The organism is Tabrizicola sp., assembly GCF_036781545.1.
Lineage (GTDB): Bacteria > Pseudomonadota > Alphaproteobacteria > Rhodobacterales > Rhodobacteraceae > Tabrizicola.
In genome coordinates this window covers 1-13,538 of the sequence record NZ_DAIQAT010000094.1, presented here as the reverse complement: position 1 = coordinate 13,538, position 13,538 = coordinate 1, and the positions used below count along the sequence as shown (strand labels likewise).

Annotated in this window: 13 protein-coding genes; 1 reads left to right on the top strand and 12 read right to left on the bottom strand. The window is 67.1% G+C overall.

The window, feature by feature from the left end; translation table 11 throughout:
- Positions 1 to 78: 78 nt before the first annotated feature.
- From V7Q39_RS13800 to V7Q39_RS13790, 3 genes are all read right to left on the bottom strand, one after another.
- Positions 79 to 708 (bottom strand): LysE family translocator, encoded by a 630-nt coding sequence (locus V7Q39_RS13800; protein WP_333817176.1) that lies wholly within the window; start codon positions 706 to 708, stop codon positions 79 to 81.
- A 67-nt stretch (positions 709 to 775) separates the two neighbouring features.
- The gene (locus tag V7Q39_RS13795; protein ID WP_333817175.1) at positions 776 to 1,570 is read right to left on the bottom strand and encodes a uracil-DNA glycosylase; all 795 of its coding nucleotides are present in this window, start codon (positions 1,568 to 1,570) and stop codon (positions 776 to 778) included.
- A 57-nt stretch (positions 1,571 to 1,627) separates the two neighbouring features.
- On the bottom strand, positions 1,628 to 2,422 hold the full coding sequence (locus V7Q39_RS13790) for a protein-disulfide reductase DsbD domain-containing protein (RefSeq protein WP_333817174.1): 795 nt from the start codon (positions 2,420 to 2,422) through the stop codon (positions 1,628 to 1,630).
- A gap of 122 nt (positions 2,423 to 2,544) precedes the next feature.
- On the opposite strand from V7Q39_RS13790, the gene V7Q39_RS13785 reads away from it, so the two are divergent.
- On the top strand, positions 2,545 to 3,102 hold the full coding sequence (locus tag V7Q39_RS13785) for a YqgE/AlgH family protein (RefSeq protein ID WP_333817173.1): 558 nt from the start codon (positions 2,545 to 2,547) through the stop codon (positions 3,100 to 3,102).
- Positions 3,103 to 3,263: 161 nt separating this feature from the next.
- On the opposite strand, the gene V7Q39_RS13780 is transcribed toward V7Q39_RS13785, so the two are convergent.
- The 9 genes from V7Q39_RS13780 to mbhE form a co-directional block, all read right to left on the bottom strand.
- Positions 3,264 to 4,358, bottom strand: coding sequence for a hypothetical protein (locus V7Q39_RS13780; protein ID WP_333817172.1), 1,095 nt, complete (start codon positions 4,356 to 4,358; stop codon positions 3,264 to 3,266).
- A gap of 268 nt (positions 4,359 to 4,626) precedes the next feature.
- Positions 4,627 to 6,963, bottom strand: coding sequence for an aldehyde dehydrogenase family protein (locus V7Q39_RS13775; protein ID WP_333817171.1), 2,337 nt, complete (start codon positions 6,961 to 6,963; stop codon positions 4,627 to 4,629).
- Positions 6,964 to 7,063: 100 nt separating this feature from the next.
- The gene (deoC, locus tag V7Q39_RS13770; RefSeq protein ID WP_333817170.1) at positions 7,064 to 8,053 is read right to left on the bottom strand and encodes a deoxyribose-phosphate aldolase; all 990 of its coding nucleotides are present in this window, start codon (positions 8,051 to 8,053) and stop codon (positions 7,064 to 7,066) included.
- A 92-nt stretch (positions 8,054 to 8,145) separates the two neighbouring features.
- Positions 8,146 to 8,511, bottom strand: a complete 366-nt coding sequence (locus V7Q39_RS13765; protein ID WP_333817169.1) for a Na+/H+ antiporter subunit G — start codon at positions 8,509 to 8,511, stop codon at positions 8,146 to 8,148.
- On the bottom strand, positions 8,508 to 8,792 hold the full coding sequence (locus V7Q39_RS13760; protein ID WP_333817168.1) for a K+/H+ antiporter subunit F: 285 nt from the start codon (positions 8,790 to 8,792) through the stop codon (positions 8,508 to 8,510). The genes V7Q39_RS13765 and V7Q39_RS13760 overlap by 4 nt, the downstream gene beginning before the upstream one ends.
- Positions 8,789 to 9,277, bottom strand: coding sequence for a Na+/H+ antiporter subunit E (locus V7Q39_RS13755; protein ID WP_333817167.1), 489 nt, complete (start codon positions 9,275 to 9,277; stop codon positions 8,789 to 8,791). The genes V7Q39_RS13760 and V7Q39_RS13755 overlap by 4 nt, the downstream gene beginning before the upstream one ends.
- Positions 9,274 to 10,770 (bottom strand): monovalent cation/H+ antiporter subunit D, encoded by a 1,497-nt coding sequence (locus V7Q39_RS13750; RefSeq protein WP_333817166.1) that lies wholly within the window; start codon positions 10,768 to 10,770, stop codon positions 9,274 to 9,276. The genes V7Q39_RS13755 and V7Q39_RS13750 overlap by 4 nt, the downstream gene beginning before the upstream one ends.
- 256 nt (positions 10,771 to 11,026) lie before the next feature.
- Complete coding sequence (locus tag V7Q39_RS13745) at positions 11,027 to 11,368, bottom strand: Na+/H+ antiporter subunit C (RefSeq protein WP_333817165.1); 342 nt, start codon at positions 11,366 to 11,368, stop codon at positions 11,027 to 11,029.
- On the bottom strand, positions 11,368 to 13,538 hold a 2,171-nt coding region (gene mbhE, locus V7Q39_RS13740), incomplete at its 5' end, for a hydrogen gas-evolving membrane-bound hydrogenase subunit E (RefSeq protein ID WP_333817164.1). The genes V7Q39_RS13745 and mbhE, both read right to left, overlap by 1 nt.

Genomic DNA, 13,538 nt, shown 5'->3' with positions numbered 1-13,538 from the left:
TGCGGCTGTCGCTGACCGTCAGCACCGCGATGCGGACCGGGTGGAAGGGCAGGCTTTCGTCGATGCGGGACATGGGCCTCAACTCCTCGGCATCAGCGCCAGCCGCAGGGCCAGCGCGCCGAAGATCGTGGCGCTGATCCGGCTCAGCCATTTCGCCAGCCCTGCCGAGCGGGCGACGCGCTGGCCGATGGTGCCCGCGAACATCCCTACCGCCCCGTTGACGGCCAATCCACCCAGGCTGAACACCACGCCCAGGGTCAGGAACTGCGGCAGGATCGCGCGGGCGGGGTCGACGAACTGCGGCAGGAAGGCGAGGATGAAGAGAATCACTTTCGGATTCAGCAGGTTGACCATCAGCCCCTGCCAGAAGGCCTTGCGGGCCGAGGTCGGCACCACCTGCGCCTCGGCCGCGAAGGGCGAGGAGCGGAGCGCCGAAACCGCCAGCCACAGCAGGTAGCCGACCCCCAGCCAGCGGATCGCCTCGAAGGCCGCCGGATGCGCGGCGACCAGCGCGCCAAGCCCCAGGGCGGCCAGGATCGTATGGACCATCCCTCCCGTCGCGATGCCGAAATTCGCCGCCATCGCGGGTTTCCGGCCGGACTTCAGCCCTTGGCCCAGGCAGAACATCATGTCCGCCCCCGGTGTCAGGTTCAGCGCCAGCCCGGCGGGGATGAAGGCGAGAAGGGTCAGGGGTTCGACGGGGAGCATCAGGACCTCAGAGGCAGGGGTTGATCACGGGACAGGAGCGGCGAGCGCCAAGACCGCAAAAGGCGCCTCATCCCCGCAGCCTTTGTTGCAGGGACAACAGGTCGGCCCAGGCCTCGCGCTTTGCCGCGGGATTGCGGAGAAGATAGGCCGGATGGGTCATCGGCAGAAGCGGCTTGCCGAAGGCCTGGCTCCAGTTGCCCCGCGCCCGCAGGATGCCCCGGGACCCGGTCAGGGCGAAAAGCGGGGTGTTGCCGACCGCGACGATCACCTGCGGGTCGACCAAGGCGATGTGACGCTCGACGAAAGGCATCATCATCGCGATCTCGGCGGCTTCCGGGTCGCGGTTGCCGGGGGGGCGCCAGGGCATGACATTGGTGATGTAGAATGCGCTTTCCGCGTCGGGGCTGGTGCGGGCCAGGCCGATGGCGGCGAACATCCGGTCGAGGAGTTTTCCGGCGCGGCCGACGAAGGGGCGGCCCTCGCGGTCCTCCTCGGCGCCCGGCGCCTCGCCCAGGATCAGGACGCGGGCCCTGGGGTTGCCGTCGGCGAAGACGGTGTTGCGCGCGCCTTTCTTCAGCTCGCAGAGGTCGAAGGCGGCGATGGCCTCGCGCAGGGCGTCGAGCGAAAGGGCGCTTGCGGCTGCGGCACGGGCGATGGCTGCCGGGTCGGTCCCGACCGGATCGGGCGGGGAGGGGACCCTTGCGGCCACGGGCTTCGGTGTCTCGGCCGCCAGTTCGTATCGGTTGACCGGGGCGTCCAGAATCGTCTCGTCCGCGCCCGCCTCGACCTCCCAGGCCAGGGCGGCCAGCGCGGCGTGCCAGTCCCCGGCGATGTCGGTGGCGATCTTGTCCGCGATTCCCATGGGCCGAGACTAGGCCTTGCGCGCGGGTGCCACAACCGTCAGGGGCGCGGCGGGCGGTCAGGGCGCCGCGGGGCAGCCCTTCACCTCGACCGCCCCGCCGGCGGTGAGGATGGTCATGGTGATCCCCGAGCGGTCCAGCGCGAAGGGCGCGCCGTTCGGGGGGACGAGTTCCGTCATGCTGACCAACTCGCCGCCTTCGCGCTGGGTGACGGCTTCGGAGACCCAGACCGCGCGGTCGGCGGTCTCGAAGGCCACGACCTCGGGATGGCCGGGGTCGGGCAGGCGGACGCGGGCGGTGACGCGCAAGCCGTCGGTGATCGGATCGACCTGGCAGGCGACGCCGGTCACGCCGGCCTCGCCCGCGGTATGGGCGCGGGCCTGCAGCGCCGCCTTGATGCTGGCGTCGGGGGCACCGGGCGCGGCGAGGTCGGAAGTCAGCTCCAGCGTGGCGGGCAGGCAGATCTCGTCGCAGACCCCGAGCGCCATCACCACCGACAGCCTGACCGGGCGCGAGGGGTCCCGCGGGGTGACTTCCACCGGCAGGACAAGGCGTTCGTGGTAGCCGATGGTCTGCATCCCGTTGGCCTCGAACACCTCGGGCGCGGGCCAGTGCAGGCGGACCGACTTCACGTTCTCGGACCCCGACCAGTCGAAGCTGGGCGGAATGCCGGCATCGCCCGGACTGCGCCAGTAGGTCTTCCAGCCGGGGGCGAGCCGAAGCTCGATCGCGGCCATGCGGCTGCCATTTTCCGTTTGCCAGCCGGGTCTTAGCTGGGCGGCCAGCACGTCATCCTGCGTGGTGGCAAGGGCCGGGGCGGCGAGAAGGGCAAGGGTGGTGGCGGCTTTCAGCATGGGGGGAACATAGGAAAAGCGCGGGGTTTGGGAAATCACCTTTCGGCGAAGCGCCGTGAGCGTGGCCTTTTGGCCATGCGCCGGGGGTTGCCGGGCGCGGGATTGCGACCCATGTTTGGGATATGGACCTTGCCGGACAGATCCTGATCGCCATGCCGGGGATGGCCGACCTGCGCTTCGAGCGGAGCGTGGTGTTGATCTGCGCCCATTCGGACGAGGGGGCCATGGGGCTGATCATCAACAAGCCATTGGAAGAGCTGAGCTTTTCCGGGCTTCTCGATCACCTGAACATTCCCCGCGTGGCCCCGGGCCGCGACATTCGCGTGCATTTCGGCGGCCCGGTGGAGCGGGGGCGGGGGTTTGTCCTGCACTCTGCCGACTGGCAGCCGGTGTCCGAGGGCACGATGAAGGTGCCGGGGGGGCTGGAGATGACCGCGACGATCAACATCCTGGAGGCCCTTGCGCGCGGGGGTGGTCCGGGCAAGGCCTTGCTGGCGCTGGGATATTCCGGATGGGGGCCGGGCCAGCTGGAGGCCGAGATCGCGCGGAACGACTGGCTGACCTGTGACGCTCCCGAGGCGCTGGTGTTCGGGTCGGATGACGGCGGGAAGTGGTCGGCGGCCCTCAAGGGGATGGGGATCGACCCGCTGACCTTGAGCGCGGCGGCGGGGCGGGCTTAGGGCGGCCGCAAGGGACTCCGGCAAGGGGTTGGGAACGCTGGGGTAATCCTCGGGATTTGGGACCGGGAGGGCGTCTGGACGGCGTATGGGAAGCGTATGGTTTTCGTACAGACGCGCGGAGGGGTGGTGAGGCGTTAACCTTGGGGGCGATCGTGGTGAACTCACACCAAGTCGTTGGACAAGGCAGAACGAAGGTCGGTACTGTCGGGAAACCGAGAAAGAAGCGCATTCTTTAGGCGCGGAAAGTCAAAGCTGCCTGTAACTTGTGAATTTTCTGAGCCACGCCGAACAATATCAACTGCATTGGCTTCTGTTAAGTCTGAGACGTTCTCGATCAGAGTCTTTGCTACTATGTTTGCTTGGTCAAAATTGTGCGCCACAGCGTAAAGGTGGATGAGGCGATCTACAATCACAGGGGGGACGATAAACCAAAGGTTCTCCCTAATATCTTCAACGCTAAGCCGCATGGAGCATCGGTTTGCGGCTTCTTCCAGTTCCTTGATCTGACAAGTATCATTTATCGAATCAAGATTGTAACCACGAAGGTTCTCGAAGAAGCCAACCAATCTATTTCTCTGATCTGGCGCCAGTCCATCCCAGGCGAGTGCGTCAATTCTAAGTATTTTGAGTGCACCATCTATCTCACTGTCGGTTAATCCGCGCACTATTTTTGTGACTTCGGACCGCATGGTTTCGTGGAATATCTGATGATTTATCTTCGCATATGCCTTTATTGCGCATGTTGCTCGGCTTGTAAATTTATAGTCTGGATCATTAGCGACACCTTTGAGGAGAACAATAAGAAAGTTTCGAACTAGTGACTTCCTTGCTCGAGCCAAAGGACTATGCTGAAGAACCTCCAAGGCTTTTTGAACCGTGGTCGGAAAGAAGTCTGACCGCACGTCATCCAGAAGCCGATTGAGCGCATTCTTTCCGTGGCTGGGAGGAAATGACAGTAAATGGTCAATGGCGTGGACGATATGGCTTCTTGCGAGATCTGGGGAGGGGTGAAATATTTCGCCGGACACATTTACTGAAGGGTGGGCGCATCGGTTTCTATCTTCTTGAATTCTTTTAAGGTCCAAAAGTTCAACTTCGCCAAAGAACTCTAAGTCAGTTCTGGCGACATCCAGAATCTGCTTCTCCATCGACAGCAATTTAGCGACATCGCCTCTCTCTGTTGCCGCCTCAAAATCTGCAACTTGCTTGCTTGAGACCGGATCGCCAGACAAGCTCAACTCGCGAAGCTTTTCCATGATGTCAAAGAAGACACAGTTCCAAGTTGTAACGATTGCGGATCGGTACGCGCCTGCGCGGTAGCAGGCAATTGCCTCTCGCAAATACTCTGCGGAGTTCTTGTTATAGCATCTGAGTATTGCTTCATCTAAATCCGATAAGCCGCGCACCGATATTCTCCAAATGAATGGGTGGGTTCTCAGGATTCATCGAGCGAGCCATAGGGTGGGTGAAAACCCACCGTTCCGCGGTAGGATGGGAGGGATGGTGGGTTGCACCCACCCTACATCACTCCCCATAGGGCACCCAGACGGTCTTGATCTCGGTGGCCTGGGTGAGGAAGGTCCGCCCCTCTCCCTCCTGCCCCAGCCAGTCCCTCGCCCGGCCGTTGTTCACCCAGGTGCGCTTCACGTTGCCCGCCGCTTCCCGTTCGATCAGGGCGGAGAGGTTCTGGGAGGAGAAGCTCCACACGGCGTCCACGTCCATGTGGCCGGCGAGGCTCTTCGCGAGGTCTTGCGCCGGGCCGGTGACGATGTTGACCACTCCACCGGGGACGTCGGAGGTGTCGAGGACCTGGTAGAAGTCGGTGGTGGCGAGGGGGGTGGTGCCGGGGACGAGGACCACGGTGTTGCCCATGGCGATGGCGGGGGCCATGACGGAGACGAGGCCGAGGAGGGGGGCTTCGTCGGGGAGGAGGGCGCCGATCACGCCGACGGGTTCGTTCATCGCCAGTGCGATGCCGCGGATCGGGACGGATTTGGCGGCGCCGTCGTATTTGTCGGCCCAGGCGGCATAGGTGAAGAGGCGCTGGATGGCGGCTTCGACCTCTGCCGTGCCGGGCTTGCCGGTGAGGTCTTGCAGTCTGTGGGCGAACTCCTGCTGCCTTGCGGAGAGGTTTTCGGCGATGAAGTAGAGGACCTGGGCGCGGTTGTAGGCCGTTGTTTTCGCCCAGCCCTTGGCGGCATGGGCGGCCTCGACGGCGTTCCTGATGTCCTTGCGGTTGCCGATGCCGACATGGCCGAGGAGCTTGCCCTTCGGGCCGTAGACCGGTTGCGAATAGCCGCTGTCGGGGCGGGCCTGCTTGCCGCCGATATACATCTTGGCGGTGCGGTCGAGGGCGTCGACTTGGGGCTCTGCCGGGGCGGGGATGGGGGCGGAGGGTTTGAGGGCCGCAGGTTTGGCGGCGGGCTTGAGATAGGCCATCAGGCCCTCCCATCCGCCTTCCCGGCCGAAGCCGGATTCGCGGACGCCGCCGAAGCCTGCGGCGGCGTCGAAGAGGTTGGTGGCGTTCACCCAGACCACCCCGGCCTTCAGTTTCGGGGCCACGTCGAGGGCGAGGTTGACGTTCTCGGTCCAGAGCGTCGCGGCAAGGCCGTAGCGGGTGTTGTTGGCGAGGCTTACGGCTTCTTCGGGCGTGCGGAAGGTCATCGAGACGAGGACGGGGCCGAAGATCTCCTCCTGCATCAGGGTGGAGGCGGTGCCGAGGCCGGTGATGAGGGTGGGCGGGTAGAAGCAGCCCTGCGGCAGGGCGGTTTGCGCGACGTAGTGCTCGCCTTCGGGGTTGTTCTTGACGAGGTCGGTGATGGTTTGCAGTTGGATGGGATCGACCACGGCGCCCACGTCGATGGCCTTGTCCAAGGGGTCGCCGAGGCGGAGGCCGTCCATCCGGCGTTTCAGTTTCTCGTAGAAGCGGGGGGCGACGCCTTCCTGCACCAGAAGGCGCGATCCGGCGCAGCAGACCTGGCCTTGGTTGAACCAGATCGCATCGACGAGGCCTTCGACGGCGGAGTCGAGGTCGGCGTCGTCGAAGACGATGTAGGGGGATTTGCCGCCAAGCTCGAGTGTCAGGGCCTTGCCGCTGCCTGCGGTGGCCTCGCGGATGCGCTTGCCGACCGAGGTGGAGCCGGTGAAGGCGATCTTGTCGACGGGGCTATCGACCAGCGCGGCGCCGGTCGTGCCGTCGCCGGTGACGATGTTGAGAACGCCCTTGGGCAGGCCCGCCTCGCGGCTGATCTCGGCGAAGAGGAGGGCGGTGAGGGGGGTGTATTCTGCCGGTTTGAGGACGATCGTGTTCCCGGCGGCAAGGGCGGGGGCGACCTTCCAGGCCAGCATCAGGAGCGGGAAGTTCCAGGGGATGACGGCACCGCAGACGCCCAGCGGTTGCAGGCCGGGATGTTCGGATTGGAGAAGCTGGGCGAGACCGGCGTGGTAGGAGAAGTGGCGGGCGACGAGGGGGATGTCGATGTCGCGGCTTTCGCGGATCGGCTTGCCGTTGTCGAGCGTCTCCAGCACGGCGAGGAGGCGGGAGTGTTTCTGGGTGAGGCGGGCGAGGGCGTAGAGATATTTCGCCCGCGTGTGGCCGGGGAGTTTGGCCCATTTCGGCTGGGCGCGGCGGGCGGCGGCGACGGCTTTGGCCACGTCGGCCTCGGTGCCCTGGGTGATTTCGGTGAGGGGCTTGCCGGTGGCGGGATTGCTGGTCGTGAAGGTCTGACCCGGAGCGGTGAAGGCGCCGTCGATGAAATGGCCGAACCTGCCGTTGTGTTTGGCGATCCAGGCGAGGGCTTCGGCGGCGGATTCGGGGGCGGGGCCGTAGGCCATGCTGTCGAAGATTTCCTTGATGGTCATCGGGTCAGGTCCTCAACTGCAAGAGGGCACGCCTTGTGGCGGGCCTGAGCCTCCGGCGGGGATATTTGGGCAAAGATGAACGGCCGGGCGGCGGGCATGGTCACCCCATCGCGTGGCGGTTGGCGGCGGAGTAATGGCCGGTGAGGTGGTGTTCCAGCTGGCGTTCGATGTCTCCCAGCAGGCTGGACGCGCCGAAGCGGAAGAGGTCGGGCTGCAGCCAGGGATGGCCGAGTTCGTCCTTCATCAGCGACAGGTAGACCAGCGCATCCTTCGCCTTGGCGATGCCGCCTGCGGGTTTGTAGCCGACCTTGAAGCCTGTGGTGGCCTCATAGTCGCGGATGGCGCGGATCATGGTGAGGGAGACGGGGAGGGTGGCGTTGACCGTTTCCTTCCCGGTGGAGGTCTTGATGAAATCGGCGCCGCCCATCATGCAGACGAGGGAGGCGCGGGCGACGTTGCGCAGCGTGCCAAGCTCGCCCGTGGCGAGGATGGCTTTCACATGTGCCTCGCCGCAGGCTTCGCGCATGTCGCGCATCTCGTCGTAGAGAGCCTGCCAGTTCTGGGTCAGGACATGGCGGCGGGAGATGACGATATCGATTTCCTTCGCGCCGGCCTTCACGCTTTCACCGATCTCGGCGATGCGGAGCCTGTAGGGCGAGAGGCCCGCGGGGAAGCCGGTGGAGACGGCGGCGACGGGGATGGCGGTGCCTTCCAGGGCGCGGACGGCGGTTTCGACCATCTCGTGATAGACGCAGACGGCGCCGGTGGTGAGACTGGGCATCCCGAGCTTTTCGAGCATCCATTGCGCGACGGGCTGGCGGGCCTTGGCACAGAGGCGCTGGACGCGGCCGGGGGTGTCGTCGCCGGACAGGGTGGTGAGGTCGATGAGGCTGATGGCCTTCAAAAGCCAGGCGGCCTGATAGTCCTTCTTCACGCTGCGGCGGCCCGGCAGGGTGGCGGCGCGGCGCTCGATGGCGGAGGTGTTGGCCTGCCCGCTCGCGACCCAGTCGAGGTCGAGCGCCATGCCGGGGTTCCGGGCATGCGTGACCTGGGGAAGAAGGCCGGTCCGGGTGGGGGAAAGCGTGGTCATGGGGCCTCTCCCTGACGGGGCGGGATCAGGGGGACGATGCCATGCGGGGGGCGGTCGGGCAAGGGGGCGGGGCGGGAGTATTGACCATATGGTCAACTATCGCCGGGGTCGCGGGACAGCGTGGCCCAGGGCGCGCCCGTTCCGCTGGGCGGCAGTTCCCGGCGGTCGAGCGTGCGCAGGAGATGGGTCTTGGCGAGGTACAGCGCCGAGACCGGCGCGGTCAGGAACAGGAAGACCGAAACCAGGATTTCCTGCCAGGCGGTCCCCTGGCCCAAGAGCGCAAGCCCCAGCGCCGAGGCGACAAGCGCCGCGCCGACGCCCATCGTCGTGGCCTTGGTCGGCGCGTGCAGCCGCTGCATCGGCTGCTTCAGTTTCAGCAGGCCATAGCTGCCGATCAGGCCGAAGCTTCCCCCCATGACCAGCAGTGCGGCGACAAGCCATTCGGCGAGGGCGGTCATTCGATGATGCTCCCGCGCAGGAGATGCTTGCAGAAGGCGACGGTGGAGACGAAGCCGGTGAGCGCGAAGAGGAGCGCGATCTCGACCACGAGCGCCGAGTCGGTGCGGAGCGCGAGGAGGACGATCAGCGCAATGGTGTTCACCGTCATCGTGTCGACGGCGAGGATGCGGTCGGTCAGCGTGGGGGCGGTGAAGAGGCGGATCAGACTCAGGACCAGCGCCAGCGCGAAGCAGCCGAGGGCGAAGGTCAGGGCGACAGCGAGGACAGGGGAGAGGATCATGCGAAAATCCTTTTCAGGCGGGCTTCGTAGCGCGTCTTGATCTCGTCCCGGATGGCGTCGGGATCGGGGGCATGCAGCGCATGGACGAGAAGCGCGCAGCCGTCGGCGGAGAGATCGGCGGTCAGCGTGCCGGGGGTCATGGTGATGGTCCCGGCGAGGAGGCTGATCGCCTCGGGCTGGGCAAGGTCGAGGGGGACGGTGATCCAGGCCGAGCGGATGCGCTCGGCGGGCAGGAACAGGATGATCCGGGCGACCTGGAAACTGGCGACGATCACGTCCCGGACGACGAGGAGGAGATAGCCGACCAGCGCGAGGGGACGGCGGACCCGCGGGCGGTCGGGCCACCATTGGGCGGAGAGGAGCGGGATCAGCGTGGCGAGGATCAGGGCCAGCACGAGGCTGCCGAGTGTCCAGCGGTTTGCGAGGAGGAGCCAGAGGAGGGTCAGCGTCGCGGAAAGGACGGGGTGGGGGAGGAGGCGTCTCATGGGCGGCCCCCCAGCCGGTTGGCGGCGATATAGGCCTCGGGGTCGTACAGCGCGGTGGCGGTGGTCATCAGCCAGTCGGTGACGGGGCCTGCGAAGACGGTCAGCGCCGCGAGGGCGGCGAGGAGGGCGAAGGCGGCGGCGAGGGCCAGCGGCTCATGCGGAGCGGTGGGCGCCGGGTCGGCGCCGGGTTTCCAGAAGAGGAGGGAGCCCGCGCGGGAGAGGCCGAGGAGCATCAGGAAGGAGGAGACGAGGATCGCGGGCCAGATCACCGCGGCCTGGTCGCGCCAGACGTCGAGGATCATCAGCTTGCCGGGGAAGCCCGAAAGCGGCGGCAGCCCGGCAAGGGCGATGGCGGCGGCGAAATAGAGGGCGCCGATGGGCCCGGATTGCGCGACGGGGGCGGCGGTGTCGAGGCGCAGGTGGGCGCGGCGGCGGCTCAGGAGGTCGGCCACGAGGAAGATCAGCGCAGTCGCGAGGGTGGAGTGGATCAGGTAGTAAAGCGCGGCGGCGCTGGCGGCGGGGGTCATCTGCGCGATGCCGAGGAAGACGGTGCCCATCGAGGCGATCCCGGCGAAGGCGGCGAGGCGGGGCAGGGTGGCGGCGCCGAGCGTGCCTATGGCGCCGAGGGCGAGCGTGACCAGCGCGGCGGGGAGAAGCAGTGTCGGCAGGATCAGGGCGGTCGCGGGCAGGTCGGGCGGGAAGACGAGGGTGGCGAAGCGCAGCGTCGCATAGGCGCCGACCTTGGTCATGATCGCGAAAAGCGCGGCGGTCATGCCCGGCGCGTTGGCATAGGTGGCGGGCAGCCAGAAGTGCAGCGGCACCAGCGCGCCCTTGATGGCGAAGACCAGGAACAGCATCACCGCGGCGGTGCGCGGGAGCGCGGCGTCGCCCTCGGGGAGCGCGGGTAGCTTCAGCGCAAGGTCGGCCATGTTGAGCGTGCCGGTGGTGGCGTAGAGGAGGCCGAGGGCGAAGAGGAAGAGCGCCGAGCCCATCAGGTTGAAGGCGACGTAGTGCAGGCCCGCGCGGGTCCGCGCCTCGCCCCCGCCGTGGATCATGAGGCCGTAGGAGGCGATGAGCAGGACCTCGAAGAAGACGAAGAGGTTGAAGGCATCGCCGGTCAGGAAGGCCCCGCCGAGGCCCATCAGCAGGAACATGAGGAGCGGATGGAAATGCGCGCCCTTCGTGTCCCAGCCAGAGCCGATGGCATAAAGGGTGACGGGAAGCGCGAGGGCGGCGAGGAGCGTGACCATCAGGGCCGAGAGCCGGTCGAGGATCAGGACGATGCCGAAGGGGGCGGGCCAGTCGCCGAGGAAATAGGCCTGGGGGCCGGTGGTCGTGGCGGCGTGCAGGAGGGCGAGGGCGATGGCGTTGAGCGCGAGGATCGTTGCCAGGCTGAGGGCGCGTTGCAAGGTGAGGCTCCGGCGCAGCGTCAGGACCATCAGCGCGGCGGCGAGGGCGGGCAGGACGACGGGGGCGATGATCCAGTGGCTCATGCGGTGGCCTCTGGGATCGGATATCGGTTTGCCGGGGAGCCCCCCACCCCATCCCTCCCCACGCGGGGGAGGGGGGAGCCTGAGGCGGGTGTCGGGGTTGAAGGGCTGGCGGGGGCGCGTGTTGCGTCGGGGGCGCCAATCGAATCGAGCGCTGGCGCGCAAGCCTTTTGTCTCGGCCTTGTGCGTGAAGGACGCACAAGGCCTCGGGCGACCTCCGGCGGGGATATTTGGGCAAATGTGAAAGGCGGGAGGCGGGTCACGTCGGGGCCTCGTCGTCGTCCCTGTCGAGGTCGATGCGGTCGTGACCGGCGGTGAGGAAGCCGCCGATGGCGAGGATCGTGATCACGGCGGTCATGCCGAAGGAGATCACGATGGCGGTCAGGACCAGCGCCTGCGGCAGGGGGTCGGTGTAGCGGTCGGCGGTGCCGATGATGGGCGCTGCCTTCAGGGCGAGGCGGCCGGAGGCGAAGAGGAAGAGGTTGACCGCATAGCTGAGGAAGGTGAGGCCGAGGATCACCGGGAAGGTCCGCTGCCGCAGCATCAGGTAAAGCCCGACGGTGGTGAGCAGGCCGATGGCCAGGGCGAGGAGGGCTTCCATCAGCGCGGCGCCTCAAGGTCGAAGGTGGTGGTGTTAGGGCGTTCCCCGGTCTTCAGCGCCAGCCGCGAGAGCGAGGCCAGCGCGAGAAGCACCGCGCCGAGGACGCAGAGGAAGACGCCGAGGTCGAAGATCGCCGCGGTGGCCAGTTCGATCTCGTCCAGCGGCGGCAGGTGGAGGTAGGTGTAGCCGGAGGTGAGGAAGGGCAGGCCGAAGACCCAGGCGCCGACCCCGGCCAATAGCGCGACCGAGACGCCTGCGCCGATCAGGGTGTGATGGTCGAAGCGGCTTCGGGCGTGGGACCAGGCATAGCCCGAGGCGAAATATTGCAGGAGCCAGGCGATGGCGAAGACCAGCCCCGCGACGAAGCCGCCGCCGGGCAGATTGTGGCCGCGCAGGTAGATATAGGTGCCGACCATCATCGCCATTGGCAAAAGGAGGCGGGTGACGACGACCGGCAGCATCGGGTGGCGGTCGCCGGATTCCTCGCGCCGTGGCAGGGTGGCGAGGCGCCGGGTGGCGGCGGGGCTGGCGAGCAGCGTCTCGGACAGGGCGAAGATGACGAGGGCGGCGATGGACAGGACGATGATCTCGCCGAAGGTGTCGTAGCCGCGGAAGTCGACGATGATCGTGTTGACGGCATTGGTGCCGCCCGCGCCGGGTTTCGACTGCGCGAGGTGGTAGGCCGAGATCGGCTCGAAAGCGGGGGCGCGGGTCAGCATGGCGAAGGCCAGCGCGCCGGTGGCAAGCCCGCTGAGCCCGGCAAGCGTCGCATCACGCAGGCGGCGGAGGGGCCTGCTTTCGCGCGGTGTCTCGCCGGGGAGGAAGGCGAGGGAGAGGAGCATGAGGAGCACCGTCACCACCTCGACCGCGACCTGGGTCAGGGCAAGGTCGGGGGCGGAGAAACGGGCGAAGAGCGGCGCGATCATCAGGCCGACGGCTCCGGTCAGGATCAGCGCGATCACGCGGTTGCGGTGCAGGATCGGCGTGGCGAGGGCGGCGAGCATCAGGACGCATCCCATCGCCAGAGTCTCGATGTCGAGGGGAAGCATGGGGCGGTCGCCGGGCTGGTGCGGCGCCGAGAGGAAGGCATAGGCCCCGGCGGCGAGGATGGCGGCAAGGCCGAGGGCGAGGCTGCGGCTGAACCCGCCGTCGTGGAGTGCGGCGGTCAGCCTGCGGGCATCGGCGGCGAGGGGTTCGATGACACCGTCGAAGATCCGCTTCGCCTCGGGGCGGGGGGTGGCGTCCCAGATCGCGCGGAGCCGGGGCCAGGTGCCGAGCAGCACCAGCCCGCCGCCGATGGCCGCGAGCGACATCCAGAGCGCGGGGGGGGCCAGCCCGTGCCAGTGGGCGACGTTGATGGCGATCCCGCGGCCGGTGGTCGCCGCGGCGGCGGGGTTGACGATCCAGGCTGTCATGAGGTTCGGGAAAAGGCCGATCAGGACCACCAGCGCGGCCAGCAGGGCGGGGGCGGCCCAGAGGCCGGGGCCGGGGTCGTGGGGCGTCCTAGGGTAGTCGGTCCGCTGCGGCCCGAGGAAGCCCTGGGCGAGAAAGCGGAGGGAATAGGCGACCGAGAGGAGCGCGCCCAGCGTGGCGGCGAGGCCCATCGCCCAGGGGGTCGGCCATGCGATCTGGGCGGCTTCCCCCAGCATCATTTCCTTCGACAGGAACCCGTTCAGGGGGGGAATCCCGGCCATGGACAGCGCGGCGATGGTGGTGATGGCGAAGGTGATCGGCATCAGCCGGCGCAGCCCCCCGAGGCGACGGAGGTCGCGGGTATGGGTGGCGTGGTCGACGATCCCGGCAGTCATGAAGAGCGCGGCCTTGAATATGGCGTGGTTGACGATGTGGAAGATCGCGACCGCCGCCGCCTCTGGCGTGCCGAAGCCGAGGAGCATGGTGATCAGGCCGAGATGGCTGACGGTCGACCAGGCGAGAACGGCCTTCATGTCGTCCTGGAAGAGCGCGATCTTGGCGGCCAGGAGCAGGGTGAGAAGCCCGGTCAGGCTGACGATCACGAACCACTCCCCGCTGCCGGAAAGGACGGGCCAGAGCCGGGCCATGAGGAAGACCCCGGCCTTCACCATGGTGGCGGAATGCAGATAGGCCGAGACGGGCGTGGGCGCGGCCATCGCCTGCGGCAGCCAGAAGTGGAAGGGGAATTGCGCCGATT

Excerpts from the sequence above, each read along its gene's own strand:
- V7Q39_RS13745 (WP_333817165.1), bottom strand. The coding sequence starts at position 11,368 with ATGGAAGCCCTCCTCGCCCTGGCCATCGGCCTGCTCACCACCGTCGGG.
- V7Q39_RS13790 (WP_333817174.1), bottom strand. The coding sequence starts at position 2,422 with ATGCTGAAAGCCGCCACCACCCTTGCCCTTCTCGCCGCCCCGGCCCTT.
- V7Q39_RS13760 (WP_333817168.1), bottom strand. The coding sequence starts at position 8,792 with ATGATCCTCTCCCCTGTCCTCGCTGTCGCCCTGACCTTCGCCCTCGGC.
- V7Q39_RS13800 (WP_333817176.1), bottom strand. The coding sequence starts at position 708 with ATGCTCCCCGTCGAACCCCTGACCCTTCTCGCCTTCATCCCCGCCGGG.
- V7Q39_RS13780 (WP_333817172.1), bottom strand. The coding sequence starts at position 4,358 with ATGGAAAAGCTTCGCGAGTTGAGCTTGTCTGGCGATCCGGTCTCAAGC.
- V7Q39_RS13775 (WP_333817171.1), bottom strand. The coding sequence starts at position 6,963 with ATGACCATCAAGGAAATCTTCGACAGCATGGCCTACGGCCCCGCCCCC.
- V7Q39_RS13750 (WP_333817166.1), bottom strand. The coding sequence starts at position 10,770 with ATGAGCCACTGGATCATCGCCCCCGTCGTCCTGCCCGCCCTCGCCGCC.
- V7Q39_RS13795 (WP_333817175.1), bottom strand. The coding sequence starts at position 1,570 with ATGGGAATCGCGGACAAGATCGCCACCGACATCGCCGGGGACTGGCAC.
- deoC (WP_333817170.1), bottom strand. The coding sequence starts at position 8,053 with ATGACCACGCTTTCCCCCACCCGGACCGGCCTTCTTCCCCAGGTCACG.
- V7Q39_RS13765 (WP_333817169.1), bottom strand. The coding sequence starts at position 8,511 with ATGACCGCCCTCGCCGAATGGCTTGTCGCCGCACTGCTGGTCATGGGG.
- V7Q39_RS13785 (WP_333817173.1), top strand. The coding sequence starts at position 2,545 with ATGGACCTTGCCGGACAGATCCTGATCGCCATGCCGGGGATGGCCGAC.
- V7Q39_RS13755 (WP_333817167.1), bottom strand. The coding sequence starts at position 9,277 with ATGAGACGCCTCCTCCCCCACCCCGTCCTTTCCGCGACGCTGACCCTC.